Below are 21347 nucleotides of genomic sequence, written 5' to 3'. Positions count from 1 at the left end.
ATGAACATAAAAGAAGCCAAAAATGAGATTATCCATACGCTTGCTGCATATCTGAAAAAAGATGAAAACGGGATCTATACCTATCCACTGGTGCGGCAGCGCCCGATCCTTCTCATTGGACCGCCTGGAATCGGTAAAACAGCCATTATGGAACAGATTGCTGATGAGTGTGGTGTAGGGCTTGTGGCTTATACCATTACCCACCATACCAGACAGAGCGCAGTGGGATTGCCGAAAATCGTCTCTCGAAGCTATGGGGGTATTCAGATGAATATAACGGAATACACCATGAGTGAAATTATTGCTTCGGTATATGACTGCATGGAACAGACGGGAAAGAAAGAAGGAATCCTTTTTATTGATGAGATCAACTGTGTGTCAGAGACACTTGCTCCTGCTATGCTGCAGTTTTTGCAGAATAAAACCTTTGGAACCCACAAAGTGCCAAAAGGCTGGATCATTGTAGCTGCAGGAAACCCGTCTTCATACAATAAATCTGTCCGGGAATTTGATATTGTAACACTGGATCGCGTGCGTAAAATTCCCATACAGGCAGAGCCGGATGTGTGGCTGGAATATGCCAGAAAGAGAAAGCTGCATGGAGCGGTTCTATCCTATCTTTCCATGAAAAAAGAGAATTTTTATGTGGTGGAAAATACAGTAGATGGTAAGTTTTTTGTGACCGCCAGAGGGTGGGAAGATCTGTCGGAAATTCTGAAAAGTTATGAAGAACTTCAGGTAGAGATCAGCGAAGCATTGATTGGGGAATTTCTTCAAAAAGAAGAGATTGCCAGAGACTTTGCTTCTTATTACAGACTATATGAGAAGTATAAAACAGATTATAAACTCCTGGAAATTCTTGGGGATACTGCAACACGGGAACAGTATGAACTTAGCTGCAATATGGCAAAGAAGGCGTCTTTTGAAGAACGCTTTATGGTCACAGAACTGATCGTGCAGGTGGTAGAAAATCAGATCACAGCCTTTGAAAAATATGATAAAAAAACAGAAACCCTTCATGAAAATCTGAGACAGTTAAAGGCTTTTCTCCAGGGAAAAGACAGTATTGATGCGATGGAAAAATTTATTTTTTCCAGAAGAAATGCGCTTAAGGCGAAGCTGGATTCTGAGCTTCTGACCTCTGCAGAAGGAGTGCTGGAAGAAGAACAGATCCGGATTCTGGAAGAGTATTTCCAGACCTTGAAGGAATGGCATATCAGGGATATCATAGATGGATACGGCCGGATCTGTATCCTGTTTGCAAAGGTTTGTGCAGGAAGAAGAGAACTGTTGAAAAGGACGAAAAAAGTGCTGGAAAATGCTTTTCTTTTTCTGGAAAAATGTTTTGGAAAGGAACAGGAGCTTTTACTGTTTGAGACAGAGCTGACAGCAGATGACCAGGCAGGTATTTTTATATCCAGTTATGGATGTGCTCATTATTTCCAGAATTGTGATCTTCTGCTTTACCAGAAGCAGGAGAGAGAACTGCAAAAAGAGTGCAGGGTGATTTTGGAAGATAAGGACTGAAATCTTGCGCCTGGCGACGGGAACGTTACTGTTATAGCATCGCGGAACATTCTTTGTGAGCAGCAACACGGGAACTTCTGAATGTGGAAATTACCACAGGAAAGTCAGAGAGAGTTATAATAAGAAATGATAGTTGCGTGAAAAACCAGTACCTATTATAATAAGTGAGATGTAAGGAATCCATAACGTTTCCGTTATGGAGAGGAGGAGCATGCTGCTGGTCATGTTGTAAACAGTGAACGCTACATAAAGGAGGTATGTATGAGCGAAGACAAGAAACCCAAAAAGAAGAAAAAAGCAGGGGACGTTCTGCTGACAGTTGTGCTGATTGCTGCAATCTGTATATTCTGTTACGCAGCATACAATCTTTACCATATTTATACAGAGTACAAGAAGGGCTCTGATGAGTACAATGCCATTGCACAGATGGCTGTAACGGAGCGTGATCCGGATAAGGACAGTGAGAACAGCGAGGCGGCAGGGCCAGAGGGACCAACCTTGAAGGCGCCTCTTGACATTGATTTTGACTCCCTTCGAAGCATTAACACAGATGTGATCGGCTGGATCTATGTGGAGGCATTGGACGGTGTGAGTTATCCGGTGGTTAAGGGAACGGACAATGAGCAGTATCTTCATATGACATACGAGAAGAACTACAATTTTGCCGGAACGATTTTCATTGATTATGAAAATAAAGCGGATTTCAGCGACTGCAACACACTGGTGTATGGACATAATATGAAGAATGGCACCATGTTTGGACAGCTGAAGAATTTCAGTAAGGATGATTCTGCTTATAATAAGAGTAAATATTTCTGGATCTTTACCCCGGAGAAGACTTACCGGTATGAGATCATTTCAGCCTATACCACAGCAGTAAACAGCGATACCTATACTCTGTTTAAGGGACCCGGACAGGAATTTGTGGATTATATGAATAAGATCATTTCCTATTCAGATATCAAGACCACACCAGGAGAGCTTGGGGTGGAGGATAAGATCGTTACCCTTTCCACCTGTACTGGCAACGAGTCTACGCGTTATGTGGTGCAGGGAAAAAGAGTGGATACCATTGATGTTGTGAAGAAGTCAGACAGTGCAGACCAGACGGCACAGACAAGCGGGAACTGATCTGCAGCTGACAACAGGTATAAAAATGCAGAGCTGAGAACATGTGGGGAATTCTTACAGGAAGCGGGAGATTGGAGGATTGGATATGAGTAAAGAAGTGGAAAGACTTCAGGAACTGATCGACCAGTATGATAATATTGTGTTTTTCGGAGGTGCAGGAGTTTCGACTGAGAGCGGAATACCGGATTTTCGAAGCCAGGACGGACTTTATAACCAGAAGTATGATTACCCACCAGAGACCATCTTAAGCCATACCTTTTTCATGCGCCATCCAGAAGAGTTTTACCGTTTTTACCAGGATAAGATGCTGTGCGATACGGCGAAGCCCAATGCAGCCCATATGAAGCTTGCAGAACTGGAAAGAGCAGGAAAATTGAAGGCAGTCATTACCCAGAATATTGACAATCTGCACCAGATGGCAGGAAGCCGGAATGTTCTGGAGCTTCACGGAAGCGTATACCGCAATTACTGTATGAAATGCGGGAAGTCTTATGATTTCAAATATATGAAGGCTGCAAAAGGGGTGCCAAAATGTTCCTGCGGCGGAACCATCAAGCCAGATGTGGTTCTTTATGAGGAAGGGCTTGATAATGATACCATTCGTGCGGCAGTACGGGTGATTTCCCAGGCACAGGTTCTTATCATAGGGGGAACCTCCCTGGCAGTTTATCCGGCAGCAGGATTGATCGACTATTTTTCCGGGGAGCATCTGGTAGTGATCAACAAGTCCGCGACGCCAAGAGACCGGTATGCGGACCTTCTGATCAAGGAACCTATTGGACAGGCGTTTTCCCAGATAAAAGTGGGCAAATAGGCAGAGTATACGGGCAGGTAAGCTGTAATGGCTTACCTGTCCGTGTCAAAGAAGAAATAAGGAGTTTATAGATATATGGCAGCAGTTGTTTATGAAATTGGAGATATTGTTACATTAAAAAAAGGTCACCCTTGCGGATGCAAAGAGTGGGAGATCTTAAGGGTGGGCGCTGATTTCCGGCTGAAGTGCACGGGCTGTGGACACCAGATCATGGTGCCGCGTAAAATGGTGGAGAAAAACACAAAAAAACTTCAAAAAAAGGAAAAATGATGCTTTACAGCTCATAAAAAGTATGTTATAATCAAAAATCGTGATATATAAATATCCTTGCTCTTTGACAGGCAAAGGGCCAACAGACCATAAGGAGGTAAGACAAGCATGAACAAGTACGAGTTAGCATTAGTTGTTAGCGCAAAAGTTGAAGACGAAGTACGTGATGCAGTAGTTGAGAAAGCTAAAGGATACATCACTCGTTACAACGGCGTTATCACAGACGTTGAAGAATGGGGTAAGAAGAAATTAGCTTACGAGATTCAGAAAATGCATGAAGGCTTCTACTACTTTATTCAGTTTGAGGCAGACGCACAGTGTCCGGCAGAAGTAGAAAGACATGTACGTATCATGGACAACGTATTAAGATACTTAGTTGTCAGAAAAGACGCATAATCTTTTTGCATAATCGGATTTAGAAAGCACCATTAAGAGCCCGTTCACTTAGCATATTAAGAGAGGTAAGAAGAATGAACAAAGTAATTTTAATGGGACGCTTAACCAGAGATCCTGAGGTGAGATATTCCGCAGGGGAGAATGCACTGGCAATTGCCAGATACACATTAGCGGTAGACAGAAGATTCCGTCGTGACGGAGAAGCAAGTGCTGATTTTATTCAGTGTGTTTCTTTCGGACGTACAGCGGAGTTTGCTGAGAAGTATTTCCGCCAGGGACTGAAGATTGCTGTTACAGGCCGTATTCAGACTGGAAGCTATACCAACCGCGATGGACAGAAGGTTTACACTACAGAGGTTGTGGTAGAGGATCAGGAGTTTGCTGAGAGCAAGGCTTCCAGCGACAGCTATGCTGCTTCCCATCCGCGCACAAGTGCTCCGGAGGCATCCATGCCGAACCCGGGAACCGCTGCAGAGGGCTTTATGAACATTCCAGACGGCATTGACGAAGAACTGCCATTTAATTAGAGCCTGGCTCTAAAGACTGAATAAAACAGGAGGAAAACCAACATGGCTTACAATAATAGAAGCGAAAGACCAGATTCTCCAATGAAGAGAAGAGGCGGCCGCAGAAGAAAAAAAGTTTGCGTATTCTGTGGTAAAGAGAATAACGAAATCGATTACAAGGATGTAGCAAAATTAAGAAAATATGTTTCTGAGAGAGGAAAAATCCTTCCTAGAAGAATCACAGGAAACTGTGCAAAACATCAGAGAGCTCTGACTGTTGCTGTTAAGAGAGCACGTCATCTTGCTATGATGCCATACATCCAGGACTAATTTGGAAGTGCAAACCGTCATCCGCATGGGTGGCGGTTTTTCTATCTAATGGGTTACTGCGAACGAAGTGAGCGGTAACCTTTAATCTTCTATGGAAAATTCCTCAGAAATCTGTTATACTATAACGAAAAGGCGGATTTGGGGCCTGTGGTTATGTAATGTGCTGTCTGAGGTTTTGCAAGTGAGGATAAACTTATGAATAAAAAACTGAAATTCAAGGGATCCATGAAGCAGTTCATGAGGTGGCCGCTGTATCTGACCATACTTCTTATTTGGTTGGATATCCTTATTTTTATGATAAGTGTGAAAGCAGGAATCCTGGCTACATTGGGAATTGTGGTCTATGTTGTGGCAGCTCTTTTGCTCACACGTTTTCACAGACCGCTGATCCTCAATGATCTGATTGCATTTGCCAATCAATATGAATCTCTTGAGAAGCGGCTTCTGGATGATTTGGCTCTTCCATACGCCATTATGGATACCAACGGAAGAATGATCTGGTCCAATAAAGTATTTTCAGAGCTTACTGGAAAAGAGCAGCTTTACAATAAACATATCAGCACGATTTTCCCAGAAATCACATCTGAGAGGCTTCCCGTTCCGGAAAAGCAGGAAATCGCAGAGATGAGCACCAGCTTTGGTGACAGGATCTATCGGGTTTCCATGCAGCTGATCACCATGAAGGACGTGGTAAACGAGGCACGTATTCTGGAAAATGTGGATACAGATATTAACCTTGTGGCAATGTTTTTTTATGATGAGACAGAGCTGCAGGAGTATATTCAGAAGAATGAAGATGACAAGCTGGTAGTTGCGCTGGCTTATCTGGATAACTATGAAGAGGCATTGGAAGGAGTAGAAGAGGTAAGACGTTCCCTTCTGATCGCCTTGATCGACCGAAAGATCACCAAATATTTTTCAAATTTCGATGGACTTGTGCGTAAGCTGGAGAGAGACAAGTATTTCCTGATTATGAGACAGAGCTCTCTGGAGGTTCTGAAAGAACAGCGCTTTCACATTTTGGATGAGGTGAAAACAGTCAATATCGGAAACGAGATGGCAGTTACCTTAAGCATTGGTATCGGACTGAACGGTGCCAATTATCTTCAGAATTACGAATATTGCCGTATCGCTATTGAGATGGCTCTCGGCCGCGGCGGAGACCAGGTTGTGATCAAGAATGGGGATTCTATCACTTATTTTGGCGGAAAATCCCAGCAGATGGAGAAGAACACCAGAGTAAAAGCCAGAGTAAAGGCGCAGGCATTGAAGGAGTTTATGAGCACCAAGGACCGTGTTGTGGTTATGGGACACAAGATTACAGACGTAGATGCCCTTGGAGCTGCGATCGGTATTTACCGGGCTGGCAAGACTCTTGGCAAGCCAGTGCATATTGTAGTGAATGATCCTACTACTTCCATCCGTCCGCTGATGGCTGGCTACATCAACAATCCAGATTACGAACCGTCTATGTTCGTGGATTGCAGCCAGGCAAAGGAGCTGGTAGACAACAATACTGTTGTGGTTGTAGTAGACACCAATAAACCAAGCTACACAGAGTGCCAGGATCTTTTGTATCTGACAAGGACTATTGTGGTTCTGGATCATCACAGAAGAGGAAGTGAGGTCATCCAGAATGCAGTTCTTTCCTATGTAGAACCCTATGCATCCTCTACATGTGAGATGGTTGCAGAGATCCTTCAGTATTTTGCTGAAGATCTCAGGCTTCGCAGTCTGGAGGCAGACTGCCTGTATGCAGGTATGGTGATCGATACCAATAACTTTACCACACGTTCTGGTGTGCGTACGTTTGAGGCAGCAGCATATCTTCGAAGAAATGGTGCGGATATTACAAGGGTCCGCAAAATGCTTCGGGATAACATTGATGCATATAAGGCAAGAGCGGAGGTTGTCCGCACTGCCCAGATTTACAGAAATTGTTTTGCAATCGGAAGATGCCCAAGTGAAGGCCTTGAGAGCCCTACTGTAGTAGGTGCGCAGGCGGCAAATGAGCTTCTGAACATTGCAGGCGTGAAGGCTTCTTTTGTTCTGACTCCATATAATAATGAAGTATATGTAAGTGCACGTGCCATTGATGAGGTTAATGTGCAGGTTATGATGGAGAGAATGGGCGGCGGCGGTCATCTGAACATTGCCGGAGCCCAGGTAAAGGCTACAGAAGATGAGACAGAGCAGATGATCAAAGAAATCATAGATCAGTTATACCAGGAAGGAGAATTCAAAGAATGAAAGTAATTTTATTGGAAGATGTAAAATCTCTTGGAAAAAAAGGTGAAATTGTAAACGTCAGCGACGGATATGCAAGAAACATGATCCTGCCAAAGAAGCTGGGACTTGAGGCAACTCCAAAGAACTTAAATGACCTGAAGCTTCAGAAGGCAAATGAGGAGAAGGTAGCCCAGGAGAACTTAGAGGCTGCAAGAGCTTTTGCAAAGGATCTTGAGGATAAAGAAGTGATCCTTACCCTGAAAGTAGGAGAAGGCGGAAGAACATTCGGTTCCGTTTCCACAAAGGAGATTTCCGAAGCTGCCAGAAAACAGCTGAATCTTGACATTGAGAAGAAAAAACTGGTCCTTCCAAATCCAATCCGTAATCTTGGCGTGACAAATGTACCGGTTAAGCTTCATCCAAAGGTAACCGGAAGCCTGAAAGTATGGGTAAAAGAGGAAGCCTGAAGATCGTAAGCTACAAGAGAGGATGTTTGTCACTAAATGGAAGAAGCATTGATCAAGAGGATACTTCCTCACAGTATTGAAGCGGAGCAGTCTGTGATCGGTTCCATGATCCTGGACCGAGATGCGATTCTGGTAGCGTCAGAGATTCTTACAAGCGACGATTTCTATCAGAGCCAGTACGGTATTATTTTTGATGCCATGGTGGAATTGTGCAATGAAGGAAAGCCAGTGGATATGATCACTCTTCAGAACCGTCTGAAGGAGAAAGAGCTTCCGCCAGATATCAGCAGTATGGAATATGTGAGGGATCTGATCTCTGCAGTTCCTACCTCTGCAAATGTAAAATATTATGCCAATATTGTCAGCGAGAAGGCGGTCCTCAGACGCCTGATCAAGGTAAATGAGGAAGTGGAGAACGCCTGCTATCTGGAGAAAGAGGGCACCCAGATGATTCTTGAGGAAGCGGAGAAGAAGCTTTTTAATGTTCTTCAGCGTCGTTCCAGTGATGAGTTTGTGCCCATTCAGCAGGTTGTTTTAAATGCGGTTAATAATATTGAGAAGGCTTCCAAGATGAAGGGCACTGTAACGGGTATTCCTACTGGGTTTGTGGATCTGGATTACAAGACTTCCGGAATGCATGCTTCAGATCTTGTACTGATCGCAGCACGTCCTTCCATGGGAAAAACTGCTTTTGTTCTGAACATTGCCCAGTATATGGCATTCCGCAAGGATGTTACTGTCGCTATATTCAGTCTGGAGATGTCAAAGGAGCAGCTGGTAAACCGTCTCCTTGCAATGGAATCCCACGTAGACTCACAGAATATGCGAACCGGTAATCTAAAGGATGAGGACTGGACCAAACTGGTTGAGGGCGCAGATATCATTGGCCGATCCAACCTGATCATCGATGATACACCTGGTATTTCTATTTCCGAGCTTCGTTCCAAGTGCAGGAAATATAAGCTGGAGCACAATCTGGGAATTATTATGATTGACTATCTTCAGCTGATGAGTGGAAGCGGGCATTCGGATTCTAGACAGCAGGAGATTTCAGATATTTCCCGTTCCTTAAAGGCACTTGCCCGTGAGATCAGCGTTCCGGTGATCGCCCTTTCCCAGCTTAGCCGAGCGGTTGAGCAGCGCCCGGATCACAGACCTATGCTTTCTGACCTTCGTGAGTCAGGAGCTATTGAGCAGGATGCGGATATGGTAATGTTCATTTATCGTGATGATTATTATCATAAGGATACAGAGAAAAAGGGAATTGCTGAGATCATCATCGCCAAACAGAGAAACGGCCCTATTGGTACCGTAGAACTTGTATGGCTGCCTCAGTATACACAGTTTGTAAATATGAAAAAATAGGGAAATGCTGAGAAATTCAGTCATTTCATGGAAAAGGCCGGCATGTTATGTCGACCTTTTTTTCTTGCATTTAAATGCCCCTTTGTTATAATGGAGTTAGTGAATTTCATAAGGAGGGGTAGTATGGAAAAATGCTATACCGTGGCTGAGACGGTGAAGCTGACAGGGGTAAAGTCCTATGTTCTCCGTTACTGGGAGGACGAGCTTTCCATTCCTGTTGGCAGAAACGAGCTGGGGCACCGCTGCTACACTCAGGATGATATTCAATTGTTTTTGAACATTAAAGAACTGAAGAACAGAGGTCTGCAGCTGCGGGCCATACACGATCTGCTTCCCAAGCTTGTGAAAAAAGAAGCAGTGGAAGTGACTGCGCCAGGGGAGCAGGACAAAATACAGCTGCTTGAATTGGAAAGTCTGGAAAAAGAGGAGAAAGAAAACAGAGGAGCGCTTCAGGATGGAGAGCTGGAGAATGGGGAAGCTCTGAAAGAAAAAACAGATCCAAAAATTCTGGAATTCCAGGAAATACTGGAGCGTCTCATCACCCAGGAGCTTCATGCGAAAAAAGAAGGGGAAGAGAGATGGCGGACGCTGGATGAAGCAATCCGTAGGCAGCAGATGGCAAGAAGAGAAGCGGCCGCAGTTTCAGAGAAGAATAAAAAGAGAAAATGAAACAAAAAGAGGGGAGCTCCCGTAGAAAGCTCCCCCCTTCATGCTATCAATATCTTGTACGAGAGAATCAACCCTCGCTGATAGCGCCTGTAGGACAGGCATCAGCACAAGTTCCGCACTCCATGCAGGAATCTGCATCGATTACGTAATGATCATCTCCCTGAGAAATAGCACCTGCTGGGCACTCGCTCTCGCATGTTCCACAGCTTACGCACTCGTCAGAAATTACATATGCCATTGTTATATCCTCCTTTAATCTCTTTAATTCCCTAATGGGATATGATTCTATTTTAATATATATGGCATAGGATATCAAGTACAAAATTATAAACAAAATTTTAGAATTGTGGTAGTTGCGCAAATGTGCATTTGGTATTATAATGGTGGAACGTGGAGAATCGTTGCTGTTTATAGAGAAAAATAGTTTGGATTTTTCATGGATGTTTTAATTCAAAAAGGAGGAAACAGATCATGGCACAGGTGACAAAAGACATGCTGATCGGTCAGCTTCTTCAGTTAGATCCTAATATGGCTGGTATTCTTATGGCATCCGGTATGGGATGTGTAGGATGCCCATCCGCACAGATGGAATCTCTGGAGGAGGCTGCTATGGTACACGGAATTGATGCTGACGTTTTACTTCAGCAGCTGAACGATTATCTTGCAGGCCGTTAGTATATGAATACCCGTAAAGGGTTATATACGAAGTGATAAATAAAAGGGACTGGCGCAGTTTGCCAGTCCTTTTTATTTACGGTAGACGAGCCAGGGTTCGTGCTTGCACGAAAGACTGGCGGGTGCAGTGGTAACGGGATAAAACTCGCAAAGCGTGCTTTATCCCGTTTATTGTGTCAGATTTTCGCAAGCTGCTGCAATGCCTTGCGGGAAATCAGTTCCCCGTGTTCTTTCAGATGGGCCTCTCCAGAAGAAGTGAAAGCACGCCCATTTCCATACTCAGAGAGAATGTTGCAGACTTTGTTAAAATCCTCCGCAGTACAGGAGGATTGATGTACAATCAACTGGTAAAGGGCATTTTCATCTTTATAAAGAGTGTTGACACCATTATAGAAGCCGTCCAGCCCATGAGCTGCTGCAATGACATCATCCAAGGCCTGGAAGGTGTAAAGCCTTACCAGATTTACAGAAACCTTCCGCGTATCGGCGGAAGAATTCTTAGAAGCAGTCTCACTGGAACTGGCGGAAGCAGCAGGTGCTTCGTCAGAACTCTTTTTCCCAGAAGCGTCCTTCTGGCCAGATGATTTTACTGCCTCCTCATAGAGCTTCTGGAAAATATCAATGATATTGTCTGCTCCATCAAAATGGAGGGTATCTGTTTTGGGCTTCTTATTATATGGTGAAAACTTGGAAAAACGGGTGTCAAGCTCTTCTGGATCTTCTACTTTCGTGACGATCAGAATCACACTTTCCCCGTTTACCGGAATTGCCTCGATCATCAGCGGGATGTTATCAGCTTCAAAGCCAAATTCAATCTGGGCCTGCTGCATCATTTCCCGGAAAAGCTTCTTCGCTTTATCTGTGCCATAGGCAAGCTCGCTGATGCGAATCTGGTGACTGTCGAGATCTTCTTTTGTAAGGGTACAGCGAATCTGGTTATCACTGATTTTTTCTATTTTCATATAATCACATCCTGTTCTTTGTGGAATCATCATATTATATTATCTTGATTTCTCATTGTATAATATATGTTTCAAAAGTGCAATAGGAAAAAAACAGGTAATTTTCACCTTAATTATAAAATTTTTCGAAACAGATTGGGAAAAAAGAATAAACTGGTCAAAAGCTCTTGCATAATGGAAAAAGAATCCGTATAATGAGGAACAGAAAAAGGAAACGGTTCTGTGACTCACAAGATTAAGAGCGCAACTGTTCACAAGTTCGTATTAAGTATTAACATTAACATCTGTTTTTTCTAAAAACAGCGCTTATTTATCATACAGCGTATCAGCTGTGGCGTTGTTTATATTCCCTGAAGATGAAATGAATCCAAGCTCCGTCTCTTTTTTCTGTAAAATGATTCAGGTGTTTTCTGAATCCATAAAATGGGAAAGGAGGTTAGGACACGAAGCGTATATCACGACCAGGAAAGGAAGAATCCTGCAGATCGCTGGAAGGTGAACTTGCCCAGTACGAAGAGCTTGGAATCACTCTTTATCTGGAAGGAAAGCCCAGTGATGCCAGATCCATTGCAAAAGCCTGTCAGATTGCAGATGGAGGAGGATATATGCGGGATTACACAGAAGATGGGCAGGGACATATTGCCCGTGTAGATTTCGATTTTGTGCTCGACGAGCAGTAAGAGGTAAGCCATGTAAAATGCCGGAAATGCTTCTGAAACAGCAGTTTCCCCCTACTCATGCTTTATAAGAAGACATTTCCGGCATTTACCAACAGGAAGAACGATTCAGCAGCGATATGCTGTGGCTGTTATAAAATGAAGTGAACAGCGACAAAAATAGTAAAGAAGAATGTAAACAATTTGTAAAAAGTCGAATTATGTAATACAATCCCAAAATAAAGTGTGCTATAATAAACGGTATCTGCGGTGAAAAGCCAGCAGGAAATTGTAGCGATGAAATTTGTACCGAGAGGATAAATTAATTTATGAAAAGAAGAATTAATCCGGTAGTGATAGTGGGCGTTCTGATCGCAGTAGTGGCATTGATCGGAATCATAACAACCCTGATCATGCGTCGTATCCCTACCAGAAAACAGATGGATTTAACGGAATATTATGGACAGACGGATGATTCCGAAGCTGTGCTCATAATTGGAACACAGATTCTGGAAGAACGGGCAGTCATGTCTGGAGAACAGCCATACCTGCCTGTTGATGTGGTGGACAGCTATCTGAACCAGAGATATTACTGGGATGAAGAAGGTCAACAGATTCTTTATGCCACACCTTCAGAACTGGTATATACGCCAGCTTCTTCTGAAGCAGGCGGGGATGTGTGGCTGAAGGACGGAACTGCATATCTGAGCCTTGATTTTATAAAGAAATATACAGATTTGGATACTTATGTGTACCAGCAGCCGAACCGTGTGGCAATTCAGAAAGATTTTTCTGATGTATCAGTTGTCACAGCAAATAAGGATACTTATGTACGTTACCGCGGTGGAATTAAGTCTGAAGTCCTTTCACGAGTAAATAAAGGAGACAATCTGATCCTTATGGAAGAACTTGAGAACTGGGATCAGGTGGCAACCTGGGATGGCTACATCGGTTATGTGGAGAAGAAGAGTGTAAGCGATGTCCAGACACTGAATATGGACCGGGCAGCAGTGGGAGAGTCTTATACGTACCTTACCTTGGATGAGCCAGTGAATCTGGTATGGCATCAGGTAATGTCCACAGATGCCAATGCAGGACTTTCCGATTCCATCCAGAACATGACCGGAGTAAATGTGATTTCCCCTACCTGGTTCTATGTGACAGACAACAGCGGCAATATTATTAACAATGCCACTGCTGATTATGTAGCTACAGCTCATGACCGGGGCTTGAAGGTATGGGGACTGGTGGATAACTTTACTCAGGATATCAGCACTTATGAAGTATTGTCTAAGACAAGTTCCAGACAGAATCTGGTCACCCAGCTGGTGAATGCAGCAGTTGGAGCTGGAATTGATGGAATCAATGTGGATTTCGAGCAGCTAAGTGAAGAGGTAGGCGTTCATTTCCTGGAGTTCCTCCGTGAGCTTTCAATAGAGTGCCATAAGAACAACCTGGTCCTTTCCGTAGACAATCCGGTTCCGGAAGATTTTACCAGTCATTATGACCGGGCAGAGCAGGGAAAAGTGGTAGATTATGTAATTGTTATGGGATATGATGAACACTACGTAGGTTCCGAGGAGGCTGGTTCCGTAGCTTCTCTTCCATGGGTTGAGAAAGGAATCCAGGATACCATCGCAGAAGTTCCTGCAGAGCGTGTGATCAATGCAGTTCCATTTTATACAAGACTCTGGAAGACAGAGGCAGGCAGTCTTTCCAGTGAAGCCATCGGAATGGATACTGCGCAGGAAGTGGTAACTACAAATAATGCCCAGGTATACTGGGACAGCGATGTAAGCCAGAATTATGGAAGCTTTGAGAAAGATGGTTGTACCTATCAGATTTGGATCGAGGATTCCCAGTCCATCGCAGCCAAGGTACAGCTGGTGCAGAAGTATAATCTGGCAGGTGTTGCTGCATGGAAGCTTGGATTTGAGAATAGCGGTATCTGGCAAGTGATCACAGACAACCTGTCTGGCAGTACAGCAGAATAAAGAATGCTATTGCTTACGAAGCAAATAATAGCCGAAAATTACGAATGATAAAAACACTCTTTGAAACATATATATGGTGTGAAGGGCGATTGTTGATTACTGTTCCTCGAGAGAACAGTAACCAATAGGTTCAGGCAGTTTATATATGACAGGGGTGTTTTTTTCATTGAAAAAACATATAATGGAATTGCTGATGGGATGTTTTTTACTGGTATGCTTCTATTATCTTTCCAGAGAAGCAGCGGTTGTGACTGTGGAGATGAACCAGAAGAAGGTAATTGTGGTAGATTGTGGACATGGTGGAAGTGATCCAGGAATGATCGGCATAGACGGCTTAAAGGAGAAGGATTTTAACCTTGCCATTGGCTTGAAGGTAAAGGAGTCTCTGGAGAAAAGAGACTTCCAGGTTGTGATGACAAGAGACACAGATACAGGTCTCTATGAGGAGGCCTCCAATAATAAAAAAGCCCAGGATATGCAGAAGAGGATCCTTCTGATACAGGAGGTGAAGCCGGTCCTCACAGTGAGCATTCATCAGAACAGCTATGAGGATTCCAGGGTAAAAGGACCTCAGGTGTTTTATTACCGGGATTCCCCACAAGGAGAAAAACTGGCGAAGATCCTACAGGAGAAATTAAATGAGTACCTTCAGGTAGAACGGCCAAGGGAAGCGAAGGGGAACACTACATATTATCTGTTGAGACGGAGTCCGGGAGTTTTGAATATTGTTGAGTGTGGCTTTCTTACCAATCCGGAGGAGGCTACCATGTTATCTCACGAAGAATATCAGCAGAAAGTGGCGGAGGCTGTAGCAGATGGTGTGGTGCAATATATGAATGGGATGAAATGAAAAGCCGCTGTGGGGAAGACGGCGAATTGTAATTGCTAATGAGAAAACCTCTCATTTGATTAGAACTATATACTTTTCAGAAAGAACGGATTCTGCTATACTGGACTGGAAAAAATAAGTGAGGAAATACCATGTTAGGATATATTTATCTGATTTTGGCGACGCTTTTGGGCAGGGAGATTACAAGACCGCTTTTACCAGAACAAAGAATAAAAGAAAAAGAAGTTACTCCCTGTTGGATCACATTTTCCGCTGCTTTCGGGTGCGGGGTATTGTTTCTTACCTGGGCGGTATACATAGCTGCATGGCTGTTTAGCGCATGTGGAGGAATGGAGAAACCGCTTTTTGCAGCCAATCTTCTGGTACTGGCGGCAGTGGGACTTCTTCTGACCGGGATTTATTATAGAAGAAAATGCTCTTTTAAGAAAATAAAAGAGAATATTTCCCGAAATTTTCCGCCACGGAAGGAAATTTTCTTTTTCCTGATCCTGTTTGCTGCGGTTATGTGGATCATGTTTTATGTATTTCACATAAGTGGTGGATACCTGTATTCCGGATTTACTGTATTTGGTGATTATGCGCCCCATACAGCCATGATACGGTCTTTTTCATTGGGAAATAATTTCCCTACCCAGTATCCTCATTTTGGCGGTGCTGATGTGAAATATCATTTTATGTTCCAGTTTCTAACTGGAAACCTGGAATATCTGGGAATGCCAATTGATGTTGGATATAACCTTGTAAGCAGTCTGTCCCTCTGGGGCTTTTTCGCAATGCTGTATTCCCTGGCGAAGTGGTTTAGCAAAAGCATGGCAGCAGGTGTGCTGGCTGTGGTCTTTATGGTATTTCGAAGTGGAACGGCATTTTTCAGATTTGCCTTTGAGCATTTTTTAACAGGTGATCTGTGGGAGACACTTTCACAGAATACTACCTTTATTGGCTATACCCCCAATGAGGACTGGGGACTTTGGAATTTTAATGTTTATCTGAATCAGAGACATCTGGGGTTCGGACTTTTGATCGTGGCTCTTTCCTTGTGGATTTTTATGGAGTGGCTGGAAGAGGGATGTGCACAGGAAGAGAAGGGCTTTTTGTGGTTGAGAAAACGCTTCTTTACCAGTGAAGCCTGGAAATGCAAAAGACCCGAAATAGCCCTCTTGGTTGGAATGCTTCTGGGACTCTGCTCCTTCTGGAATGGGGCAGCGGTAATTGCCGGCCTTTTGATCCTTGCAGGCTTTGCAGTGTTTTCAGATGGCAAGCTGGACTACCTGATTGTGGCGGTGGTAACGATCTTGTTCTCGGAAATCCAGTCGAAGATGTTCGTAAGTGGAAGCGTTGTTACCCCTTCTATTTATCTTGGGTTTCTGGCGGAAGAGAAGACTCTTTCGGGAGTGGCGTGGTATCTGTTTGAGATCAGTGGGCTGGTTTTCCTGGGCGTGCTGGTACTTGTATTTTTTATGAAGCGAATGGAAAGAGCTGCGGCAGTCAGTATGCTGTTTCCAGCAATATTCGCATTTCTCATTTCTCTTACACCGGATATAAATGTAAATCATAAATATATTATGATCTCATATGCGTTTCTTACAATTTTCTGGGCGGATGCGGTGTGCAGACTATTCAGAACCAGATATTTAACCGGAAAATTGATGGGAATCCTTCTGGCAATGAGCCTTACGGTTACAGGAATTTATGATTTTGTGGTAGTATTAAAGGACAACGATTCCGGACACAGAGTTGCTGTAAATCTGGAAAGCAGCCTTACAGCATGGCTTTCAGGGAATCTTGGGAAAAATGACCTTATCCTTACGCCGGAATATAGCATGAATGAGGTTACAATGTCTGGTGTAATGCTGTACCTTGGCTGGCCTTATTATGCATGGTCTGCCGGATATGATACGTATTACAGGGCAGAGCAGGCGGTGGTGATGTACACTACAGCTAGTTCCCAGGTGTTGAAGGAAACAGTTGAGAAAGAACATATCACTTATATCCTTTACGAGGATGGGATGAAATTTGAGGAAAAAGAATGCCGTGAAGATGTGATCGCGGATACTTATCCTCTGGTTTATGAATCAGATGATGGGAGAATCAGAATTTATGGAACAGAACAATAAGAAAAAGCTGAACACGCAAATGATCATAAAAATCCTGTTAGCAGTGATGCTGCTTGGATTGTCTGCTTTTTTACTAAAAGGGGATGTCTGGACCTTTTGGACCTGGTGGCTGCTGGCAGGTGTGCTGGGATTTTCAGCTATGCCGGTTACAGGCAGGCTGTTCTGGCGTTTTGAGGACAAAGGCTGGATTTTTTCAAAGGTTCTGGCAATAGCAGCTACAGGATTTCTTACCTGGTTTCTGGTTTCTATTAAGCTGCTGCCATTTAATGCGCTCACATGTACAGCGGTATGTGTAATATGTGCGGTCATCTGTCTTTTCTTATTAAAAAAACAGTCCAGGGAGAAGATTGAGTGCTTTCCAGTAGAGCATATATCCTTGATCTACTGGGAGGAACTGCTGTTTTTTGCTGCCTTTCTAATGTGGACCTATCTGGCTGGCTTCCATCCGGCTGCATATGGCACTGAGAAATTTATGGATTATGGATTTATGGAGGCCATGATGAGAAGCACCACACTTCCGGCAAGGGATCTGTGGTATTCAGAAGGCCATATTAATTATTATTATGGCGGTCAGTATTTTGCGGTATTTCTTACCAGGCTTTCCCATACAAAGGTAGAGCTGACCTATAATCTTATGCGTACCTTTGTTGCCGGACTGGCTTTTGCCATGCCGTTTTCCCTGGCTTACCAGATGATGGCGGACCGCATGAAAGGGCAGGAAAAAGGTGAAAAAACAATCAGAAGGCTTCCATATGCAGCTGGTTTTACAGCTGGTCTGGCAGTCTCCATTGCTGGAAACATGCATTATGTAATCTATGCACAGATCATTCCATGGATCGAGAAGCTGACCGGGCAGGAGGTGAGCTCTTACTGGTTCCCCGATGCCACCCGGTATATCGGCTATAATCCATACCGTGAGGAAGACCGGACGATCCATGAATTTCCATGCTACTCTTTTGTATTAGGAGATCTCCATGCCCATGTGGTAAATATTATGTTTGTACTTCTTGTGATAGCACTTCTTTATGTGTGGTTAAGAGGCGTGCGTAAGAAGACGGTGCCAGTGGATGCCTCTATGAAAGAGGGAAGCTTCTGGAAAGAGCAGCTTCTTATGCCTCATCTTCTGGTTGTAAGTGTGCTTCTTGGCATGTTCCAGTGGACAAACTTCTGGGATTTCGTAATTTACTATGTGGTAACTCTTGGAACGGTATTATTTGCCAACATTCTCAGATTTCAGGGAAAAATAAAGAAGATCATTGCTGTGACTTTTGTACAGATGGCAGAGATTTATCTGGTGGCATATCTTGTGATTCTGCCCTTTACCCTGCAGTTTGATACTATGGTGGACGGCGTTGGAATCGCAAAATATCATTCCTATTTTTATCAGCTGATGGTATTGTGGGGGCTTCCGGCAGTTCTTACGATCACCTTCATAATTGCCATTCTCTGTGAGAAATTAAGAGGGATGGAGCACAAGAGCCTGTATCGTCTTATGAAGGCAATCCGTACAGCGGATCTTTTTGCCATTATTACCGGGCTTTGTGCAATTGGGCTTGTAGCAATTCCAGAATTGGTCTATGTGCGCGATATTTACGAAAATGGAAATGCCAGGGCAAATACCATGTTCAAGCTTACCTATCAGGCCTATATTTTGTTTGCATTGACTATGGGATACGGAATTTACAGGCTATTGGTGGTATCCAGACAGAAGCTTGCTAAGATTATTTCTGCAATCTGTCTGTTTTTCCTGATCTGGACGGTAGGATATTTTGGAAAGAGTGTCACCTCCTGGTTTGGAAAAGTACTGGATCCGTCTGGCTATCAGGGACTTTATGCACTGGGCTATCTGGACACAGATTTTTCAGAGGATGTAAATGCTATCCAGTGGTTGAAAGAAAATATAAAGGGTTCTCCTGTTGTGCTTGAGGCAAATGGGGACAGTTATTCTGGCTTTGAGCGTGTTTCTGCATCCACTGGCCTGCCGACCATTCTTGGCTGGTATGTTCATGAATGGCTGTGGAGAAATGACACAGATGATCTGAATCAGAAGAGTGGAGATATTACGGCAATCTATACTTCCCGGGATGAAGAACAGGTAAGAGCACTTTTAAAGGAATATGACGTTTCTTATATCTTTGTGGGTTCTAAGGAAATTGAGAAATATGAAGATTCTTTAAATAATACCCTGCTTCAGAATCTTGGAGAAACCGTGTTTATGGATGAAGATTCCGGTACTTATATTGTAAAGGTGGATTGACATTAATTCAGAACTGGTGTTATAGTAAGGAATGCTGAAAAAAATAGAAATATACTGAAAATGAAAGGAAAAAGAAAGCTGGATTAAAATGAAAGCAGAAATTGTATCCATGACGGCAGAGGCCATTGATCAGGAAGCCCTTGCCCGAGGCGGAGAAATATTAAAAAAAGGAGGCCTGGTTGCATTTCCTACAGAGACTGTCTATGGTCTTGGCGGAAATGCGCTGGATCCTATGGCATCCAAAAAGATCTATGCTGCTAAGGGACGTCCTTCTGATAATCCGCTGATCGTGCACATTGCAGATATTAAGGCGCTTGCACCTATTGTAAAGAATGTGCCTGAGAAAGCGAAGATCCTGGCTGAGAAATTCTGGCCAGGTCCTCTTACCATGATCTTTGAAAAATCAGATTTAGTTCCATTAGAGACAACTGGCGGACTTAACAGTGTGGCGGTCCGTTTTCCAAGTGATCCCATTGCGGCGCAGCTGATCCTGGCAGCAGGCGGTTATGTGGCAGCACCAAGTGCCAACACTTCTGGAAGACCAAGCCCTACTACAGCACAGCATGTAGAGGAAGATTTAGGAGATGCCATTGATATGATCATTGATGGCGGCCCGGTTGGAATTGGCCTGGAATCTACCATTGTTGATTTTACAGAGGATGTTCCTGTGGTTTTAAGACCAGGATATATTTCTCTGAAAATGCTTCAGGAGGTCCTTGGAGATGTGCGTATGGACAAAGGCCTGATAAAGCCTGACAGTAAGGTACATCCTAAGGCTCCAGGAATGAAATACCGGCATTATGCACCGAAGGCCGACCTTGCGATCGTGGAAGGTCCGACGGAAGAGGTGATTCATGCCATCAACCAGTTTGTAAAGGAAGACCAGGCGAATGGTCTTCAGGCAGGTATTATTGCCACAGAAGAGACCATTTCCAAATATCCTCTTGGAACTGTGAAATGTATTGGAAGCAGGGAAGCTGAGGAGACCATTGCCCATAATCTTTATGAGGTACTGCGTGAATTTGACCAGTGCCAGGTAAGTAAGATTTATTCAGAAGCTTTTTATACACCTAAGATGGGACAGGCGATTATGAACCGGCTTTTAAAAGCAGCCGGACACAAAATCATTCAGGTAGGGAGAGAAGAAAAATGAGAGTAGCATTAGGTTGTGACCATGGCGGATTTGAACTGAAACAGGAGATTATGAAACATCTGGAAGAGAGAAATATTGAATACAAGGATTATGGCTGTCACAGCACCCAGTCAACCGATTATCCTATTTATGCCAAGAAGGTAGCACATGGTATTCTGGATGGAGAATGTGACCTTGGAATTCTGGTATGTGGAACCGGTATCGGTATCTCTATTACCGCAAATAAGATCAAAGGCATTCGTGCAGCAGTGTGCACCGACTGTTTTACTGCTGAGGCTACAAGACTTCACAATGATGCCAATATCCTGGCACTTGGCGGCCGTGTGGTAGGTCCTGGACTTGCCCTTAAGATTGTGGATACCTTCCTGGATACCCCATTTTCCAATGAGGAAAGACATATCCGCAGAATCGCTCAGATCGAGACCGAGTAGAAAGGAGTGCTTTCCTATGGAAAAAAATATGCAGATGGCGCCTGTAAGTGCAGCTGTAAATCTGAATCATAAAAGAGAGGGATATCTGACCTGGGATGAGTATTTTATGGGAGTTGCCATGCTTTCCGGAATGCGTTCCAAGGATCCCAATTCCCAGGTGGGGGCATGTATTGTCAGCGATGACAATAAAATCCTTTCCATGGGATATAATGGTTTTCCCAAGGGCTGTTCTGATGATGAGTTTCCCTGGGCAAGAGAAGGGGAGCCTCTGGACACCAAGTATCTGTATGTAACCCATAGTGAGCTGAATGCTATTTTGAATTATCGTGGAGGAAGCCTTGAAGGGGCGAAGATGTATGTAACGCTTTTCCCCTGCAATGAATGTGCCAAGGCGATCATCCAGGCTGGAATCAAGACTCTGGTCTATGATTGCGATAAATATGCAAGTACTCCGTCTGTTCTGGCATCCAAGAGAATGCTGGATTCAGCAGGCGTGCGTTACTATCAATATAAAAGAACCGGACGCGAGATTTCGCTGACAGTGTAAGAAG

At 43.8% G+C, this 21347-nt stretch carries 21 protein-coding genes; 19 read left to right on the top strand and 2 right to left on the bottom strand.

Going from position 1 to position 21347, the window contains the following annotated elements:
• The 11 genes from LIQ05_RS05450 (at position 1) to LIQ05_RS05400 (ending at position 9704) form a co-directional block, all read left to right on the top strand.
• Positions 1 to 1527: an AAA family ATPase gene (locus tag LIQ05_RS05450; protein WP_226819249.1), complete on the top strand. Its 1527-nt coding sequence runs from the start codon at positions 1 to 3 to the stop codon at positions 1525 to 1527.
• Between the two features lie 261 nt (positions 1528 to 1788).
• Positions 1789 to 2658: a class B sortase gene (gene srtB, locus LIQ05_RS05445; RefSeq protein WP_226819248.1), complete on the top strand. Its 870-nt coding sequence runs from the start codon at positions 1789 to 1791 to the stop codon at positions 2656 to 2658.
• An 85-nt stretch (positions 2659 to 2743) separates the two neighbouring features.
• Entirely contained in the window at positions 2744 to 3472 is a 729-nt protein-coding gene (locus LIQ05_RS05440; protein WP_226819247.1) for an NAD-dependent protein deacylase, read from the top strand.
• Positions 3473 to 3547: 75 nt separating this feature from the next.
• The gene (locus LIQ05_RS05435; protein ID WP_226819246.1) at positions 3548 to 3742 is read left to right on the top strand and encodes a DUF951 domain-containing protein; all 195 of its coding nucleotides are present in this window, start codon (positions 3548 to 3550) and stop codon (positions 3740 to 3742) included.
• A 108-nt stretch (positions 3743 to 3850) separates the two neighbouring features.
• Complete coding sequence (gene rpsF, locus LIQ05_RS05430) at positions 3851 to 4138, top strand: 30S ribosomal protein S6 (protein WP_117851485.1); 288 nt, start codon at positions 3851 to 3853, stop codon at positions 4136 to 4138.
• Positions 4139 to 4212: 74 nt separating this feature from the next.
• Positions 4213 to 4665, top strand: coding sequence for a single-stranded DNA-binding protein (locus LIQ05_RS05425; RefSeq protein WP_118583680.1), 453 nt, complete (start codon positions 4213 to 4215; stop codon positions 4663 to 4665).
• Between the two features lie 42 nt (positions 4666 to 4707).
• Positions 4708 to 4974: a 30S ribosomal protein S18 gene (gene rpsR / locus LIQ05_RS05420; RefSeq protein ID WP_118583682.1), complete on the top strand. Its 267-nt coding sequence runs from the start codon at positions 4708 to 4710 to the stop codon at positions 4972 to 4974.
• A 195-nt stretch (positions 4975 to 5169) separates the two neighbouring features.
• Complete coding sequence (locus LIQ05_RS05415) at positions 5170 to 7224, top strand: DHH family phosphoesterase (RefSeq protein WP_226819245.1); 2055 nt, start codon at positions 5170 to 5172, stop codon at positions 7222 to 7224.
• Complete coding sequence (gene rplI, locus LIQ05_RS05410; RefSeq protein WP_226819244.1) at positions 7221 to 7670, top strand: 50S ribosomal protein L9; 450 nt, start codon at positions 7221 to 7223, stop codon at positions 7668 to 7670. Before LIQ05_RS05415 ends, rplI begins: the two co-directional genes overlap by 4 nt.
• 36 nt (positions 7671 to 7706) lie before the next feature.
• On the top strand, positions 7707 to 9035 hold the full coding sequence (dnaB, locus tag LIQ05_RS05405) for a replicative DNA helicase (RefSeq protein WP_226819243.1): 1329 nt from the start codon (positions 7707 to 7709) through the stop codon (positions 9033 to 9035).
• 123 nt (positions 9036 to 9158) lie between these two features.
• Positions 9159 to 9704: a helix-turn-helix domain-containing protein gene (locus tag LIQ05_RS05400; protein WP_226819242.1), complete on the top strand. Its 546-nt coding sequence runs from the start codon at positions 9159 to 9161 to the stop codon at positions 9702 to 9704.
• A 67-nt stretch (positions 9705 to 9771) separates the two neighbouring features.
• On the opposite strand, the gene LIQ05_RS05395 is transcribed toward LIQ05_RS05400, so the two are convergent.
• Positions 9772 to 9942: a DUF362 domain-containing protein gene (locus LIQ05_RS05395; protein WP_226819241.1), complete on the bottom strand. Its 171-nt coding sequence runs from the start codon at positions 9940 to 9942 to the stop codon at positions 9772 to 9774.
• A 233-nt stretch (positions 9943 to 10175) separates the two neighbouring features.
• On the opposite strand from LIQ05_RS05395, the gene LIQ05_RS05390 reads away from it, so the two are divergent.
• Positions 10176 to 10379, top strand: a complete 204-nt coding sequence (locus tag LIQ05_RS05390; RefSeq protein ID WP_226819240.1) for a DUF1858 domain-containing protein — start codon at positions 10176 to 10178, stop codon at positions 10377 to 10379.
• 176 nt (positions 10380 to 10555) lie between these two features.
• On the opposite strand, the gene LIQ05_RS05385 is transcribed toward LIQ05_RS05390, so the two are convergent.
• Positions 10556 to 11341: an adaptor protein MecA gene (locus LIQ05_RS05385; RefSeq protein ID WP_226819239.1), complete on the bottom strand. Its 786-nt coding sequence runs from the start codon at positions 11339 to 11341 to the stop codon at positions 10556 to 10558.
• A 985-nt stretch (positions 11342 to 12326) separates the two neighbouring features.
• Here LIQ05_RS05385 and LIQ05_RS05380 point away from each other — a divergent pair.
• From LIQ05_RS05380 to LIQ05_RS05350, 7 genes are all read left to right on the top strand, one after another.
• Complete coding sequence (locus tag LIQ05_RS05380) at positions 12327 to 13991, top strand: glycosyl hydrolase family 18 protein (RefSeq protein ID WP_226819238.1); 1665 nt, start codon at positions 12327 to 12329, stop codon at positions 13989 to 13991.
• 166 nt (positions 13992 to 14157) lie between these two features.
• Positions 14158 to 14841: an N-acetylmuramoyl-L-alanine amidase gene (locus tag LIQ05_RS05375; RefSeq protein ID WP_226819237.1), complete on the top strand. Its 684-nt coding sequence runs from the start codon at positions 14158 to 14160 to the stop codon at positions 14839 to 14841.
• A gap of 131 nt (positions 14842 to 14972) precedes the next feature.
• Positions 14973 to 16955 (top strand): hypothetical protein, encoded by a 1983-nt coding sequence (locus LIQ05_RS05370; protein WP_226819236.1) that lies wholly within the window; start codon positions 14973 to 14975, stop codon positions 16953 to 16955.
• A complete protein-coding gene (locus tag LIQ05_RS05365; RefSeq protein WP_226819235.1) occupies positions 16939 to 19212 on the top strand; it encodes a DUF2298 domain-containing protein in 2274 nt (757 codons plus the stop codon). The genes LIQ05_RS05370 and LIQ05_RS05365 overlap by 17 nt, the downstream gene beginning before the upstream one ends.
• Before the next feature lie 88 nt (positions 19213 to 19300).
• Positions 19301 to 20365 carry an L-threonylcarbamoyladenylate synthase gene (locus LIQ05_RS05360; RefSeq protein ID WP_226819234.1) on the top strand — a complete coding sequence of 355 codons (1065 nt, stop codon included), beginning with the start codon at positions 19301 to 19303 and terminating at the stop codon, positions 20363 to 20365.
• Positions 20362 to 20796 carry a ribose 5-phosphate isomerase B gene (gene rpiB, locus LIQ05_RS05355; RefSeq protein WP_226819233.1) on the top strand — a complete coding sequence of 145 codons (435 nt, stop codon included), beginning with the start codon at positions 20362 to 20364 and terminating at the stop codon, positions 20794 to 20796. Before LIQ05_RS05360 ends, rpiB begins: the two co-directional genes overlap by 4 nt.
• Positions 20797 to 20812: 16 nt before the next feature.
• A complete protein-coding gene (locus LIQ05_RS05350; protein ID WP_330633950.1) occupies positions 20813 to 21343 on the top strand; it encodes a dCMP deaminase family protein in 531 nt (176 codons plus the stop codon).
• Positions 21344 to 21347 lie beyond the last annotated feature (4 nt).

It is taken from the genome of Blautia glucerasea (genome assembly GCF_020537505.1).
Lineage (GTDB): Bacteria > Bacillota > Clostridia > Lachnospirales > Lachnospiraceae > Blautia_A.
This window is presented reverse-complemented; position numbering and strand designations above follow the sequence as displayed.

Coding starts and splice junctions, on each gene's coding strand:
- LIQ05_RS05450 (WP_226819249.1), top strand. CDS start 1: ATGAACATAAAAGAAGCCAAAAATGAGATTATCCATACGCTTGCTGCA.
- srtB (WP_226819248.1), top strand. CDS start 1,789: ATGAGCGAAGACAAGAAACCCAAAAAGAAGAAAAAAGCAGGGGACGTT.
- LIQ05_RS05440 (WP_226819247.1), top strand. CDS start 2,744: ATGAGTAAAGAAGTGGAAAGACTTCAGGAACTGATCGACCAGTATGAT.
- LIQ05_RS05435 (WP_226819246.1), top strand. CDS start 3,548: ATGGCAGCAGTTGTTTATGAAATTGGAGATATTGTTACATTAAAAAAA.
- rpsF (WP_117851485.1), top strand. CDS start 3,851: ATGAACAAGTACGAGTTAGCATTAGTTGTTAGCGCAAAAGTTGAAGAC.
- LIQ05_RS05425 (WP_118583680.1), top strand. CDS start 4,213: ATGAACAAAGTAATTTTAATGGGACGCTTAACCAGAGATCCTGAGGTG.
- rpsR (WP_118583682.1), top strand. CDS start 4,708: ATGGCTTACAATAATAGAAGCGAAAGACCAGATTCTCCAATGAAGAGA.
- LIQ05_RS05415 (WP_226819245.1), top strand. CDS start 5,170: ATGAATAAAAAACTGAAATTCAAGGGATCCATGAAGCAGTTCATGAGG.
- rplI (WP_226819244.1), top strand. CDS start 7,221: ATGAAAGTAATTTTATTGGAAGATGTAAAATCTCTTGGAAAAAAAGGT.
- dnaB (WP_226819243.1), top strand. CDS start 7,707: ATGGAAGAAGCATTGATCAAGAGGATACTTCCTCACAGTATTGAAGCG.
- LIQ05_RS05400 (WP_226819242.1), top strand. CDS start 9,159: ATGGAAAAATGCTATACCGTGGCTGAGACGGTGAAGCTGACAGGGGTA.
- LIQ05_RS05395 (WP_226819241.1), bottom strand. CDS start 9,942: ATGGCATATGTAATTTCTGACGAGTGCGTAAGCTGTGGAACATGCGAG.
- LIQ05_RS05390 (WP_226819240.1), top strand. CDS start 10,176: ATGGCACAGGTGACAAAAGACATGCTGATCGGTCAGCTTCTTCAGTTA.
- LIQ05_RS05385 (WP_226819239.1), bottom strand. CDS start 11,341: ATGAAAATAGAAAAAATCAGTGATAACCAGATTCGCTGTACCCTTACA.
- LIQ05_RS05380 (WP_226819238.1), top strand. CDS start 12,327: ATGAAAAGAAGAATTAATCCGGTAGTGATAGTGGGCGTTCTGATCGCA.
- LIQ05_RS05370 (WP_226819236.1), top strand. CDS start 14,973: ATGTTAGGATATATTTATCTGATTTTGGCGACGCTTTTGGGCAGGGAG.
- LIQ05_RS05365 (WP_226819235.1), top strand. CDS start 16,939: ATGGAACAGAACAATAAGAAAAAGCTGAACACGCAAATGATCATAAAA.
- LIQ05_RS05360 (WP_226819234.1), top strand. CDS start 19,301: ATGAAAGCAGAAATTGTATCCATGACGGCAGAGGCCATTGATCAGGAA.
- rpiB (WP_226819233.1), top strand. CDS start 20,362: ATGAGAGTAGCATTAGGTTGTGACCATGGCGGATTTGAACTGAAACAG.
- LIQ05_RS05350 (WP_330633950.1), top strand. CDS start 20,813: ATGGAAAAAAATATGCAGATGGCGCCTGTAAGTGCAGCTGTAAATCTG.